This window comes from Vibrio sp. Hep-1b-8, from assembly GCF_006124995.1.
Classification (GTDB): Bacteria; Pseudomonadota; Gammaproteobacteria; order Enterobacterales; family Vibrionaceae; genus Vibrio.
On sequence record NZ_QEWN01000049.1, the window covers coordinates 1 to 2,129 of the forward strand.

The following is a 2,129-nucleotide window of genomic DNA, read 5'->3' on the forward strand; positions in this document are numbered from 1 at the left end:
TGCATTTGTTCGAGTTGCAGTTTCTGCTGAGGAGTCAGTGTAATTTTCATGGTTCGTAGCATGATCCTGATTCTAAATAAAATCAAGCATTTTCAATGATCAGGGGTATAGACACCCAATCGCTACTTATTGGTGGTTGCATTAGAGATGAGTTCGCACTCAGCCTCACTCTGTTCTCTATTTTTTTCTACCGCTTCTCTCTCGTGCATCGCTTTGATGAGCTCTAAGTCAAGTTTAGCGAAGTAGATATCCTCTTCTGCTTTGCCTCGTAAGCGGAGTTTCTCTGTGAAGTCCATGGTGTGATACTCCTTGCTCTGATTTGATACTAAAAGTATAGCCAAGCACCAGCATCAGCGACGTGAGTGGTTCACACTTTATTATTAACAAAGTAATTAATTAAGGGCTAATATTAATGAAGTGCTCGCGTGAGTAGTGGAGGTAAACATGAAGTTTCTTGTTCAATTCGATGAAGAAGGGATGTACCAGAACAACGCTTGGGATATTCCGGTACCGTATGTGAAAGGGGAAGTTCGCGCGCTTAACCCGTTACTTGCTATGGTTCTTATCGAACGAAATCAGGCGCACCTGTATACCAATCTCAAAGACCAACGACTGACTATTTCGGACGAGAAACACTAACTAGATCTGGAGGCCAGAGGTGCTACCGTACTTTTAGTTCAAGCAACTGTTGAGCAAATTCGGCAAATCCAAAGCCACCAGGTTTCGTCATTACCCTTGAAGGTTTATGGCTTAGCTTATCCCAATAATGTTCTATATTCTTTACCCCGACCGTGAGTGGGAGCGTTTCAAACATCTGCTGATCGTTGAGTGAATCACCGACGTAGCAGCATGTATTTAAAATATCCAGTTCAGATAGCCCGTGTTTCTTTAAGAAGTGAAACGCAGAATTGCGCTTTGAATGCTCACCATACCAAGCGTTGATGTGGATTGAACTGGCTGTCGCGTGAGCGCCTAAACGATGAATTTTGGCGACGATCTCTTCTACAATCCGACTGTCTAGCGGTTGCCTATTCTGACCGATATCGATGGCCACTTCGCATAAACGGTAGGCTTGATCCAGCGTAAGGTTTACGTCGGGGTAGTCAACAAGGATCTGTTCCACCTGAGCTTTAAGTTCTGCTTGTCGTTGTCGCATGGTGCCAAGCGGTACTGAACTGGACAGAGAAACCCCTTTTCTGCCTTTTGCCAACGTAAATGCACCGTTTTCCCCCAAGACAGCATCGACAGGCCAAAGTTGTGCGATATGGTCACACCATCCAGCACAGGCGCCAGTCACTGCCACGATCTTGATTCCCTTTTGTTGAAGAGACTGGAGTGCAATGAGCGTTTCAGGTGGCAGTTTGCCTTGCCAGGTAAGCGTGTCGTCGACGTCTGTCAGTACCCATTCGACTGACTTCCATTCCGTTGAAAGAGCGTTATCCATTAAAGTTCTTATTTTAGTTGAGCAATCGCACCAGTGTATCGATTCTCAACCGCGAAATCAGTGAGGTAGACGGGGCTGTGGGGAAAAGTTTGGCCACGCAGTAATAATCCTCGTTTAGCTTATTGACTATCAACAATATGGCTATGCATCGAGTTCAGCATGCATTAGAGTTAAATACACTAGCATTATCACAAGCATTATCAGGACATATATGGTCACCTCGCTGTTCGCAAGGCCTGATTGAAATTAATGTCGGTCTTTTCTTTAAGCTATTTCATAGGCACCCTTAACGGAGATTAACATTGATGGTCGACGGTCTTGCGACATATATCCGGCGTCGTTATAGCAACGTTTAGTTTGCTGCGCCCTAATGAGTTCCAAATTGACGTCTTATCCTCCTCTACACACGCATGGCTTTTCAATAGCCGCTGTCCTTAACAGGTTTTGAATAAGACAAACCGTTTTACATCAGTGTATTACCGCTCTTTTACAGATGGTTCTCTTTATCAGGCACACGCCAAATGAGGATTATAAGGCGCTCTTTTTACCAACACGGCCCAAATAATCCGTGCCAGCTTATTCGCGAGAGCAACGACCAATTTGCAGACATGCATCTTGGGTTTTAATGTCTGTAGCCACAGACTGAGTGGGTCCGATTTTCGCTCACACCAGTTTATCACTGCTC

3 protein-coding genes are annotated in these 2,129 nt (G+C 44.9%); 1 reads left to right on the top strand and 2 read right to left on the bottom strand.

The features are described 5' to 3' along the window. Nucleotides 1-122 precede the first annotated feature (122 nt). Entirely contained in the window at nucleotides 123-296 is a 174-nt protein-coding gene (locus DA100_RS20920) for a hypothetical protein (protein WP_171052174.1), read from the bottom strand. Between the two features lie 148 nt (nucleotides 297-444). Here DA100_RS20920 and DA100_RS08055 point away from each other — a divergent pair, with 148 nt between their 5' ends. Next, nucleotides 445-639: a hypothetical protein gene (locus tag DA100_RS08055; RefSeq protein WP_138971704.1), complete on the top strand. Its 195-nt coding sequence runs from the start codon at nucleotides 445-447 to the stop codon at nucleotides 637-639. A 22-nt stretch (nucleotides 640-661) separates the two neighbouring features. Here the strand turns inward: DA100_RS08055 and DA100_RS08060 are convergent, their stop codons facing one another. Beyond that, nucleotides 662-1,444 (bottom strand): HAD-IIB family hydrolase, encoded by a 783-nt coding sequence (locus DA100_RS08060; RefSeq protein ID WP_138971705.1) that lies wholly within the window; start codon nucleotides 1,442-1,444, stop codon nucleotides 662-664. Nucleotides 1,445-2,129 lie beyond the last annotated feature (685 nt).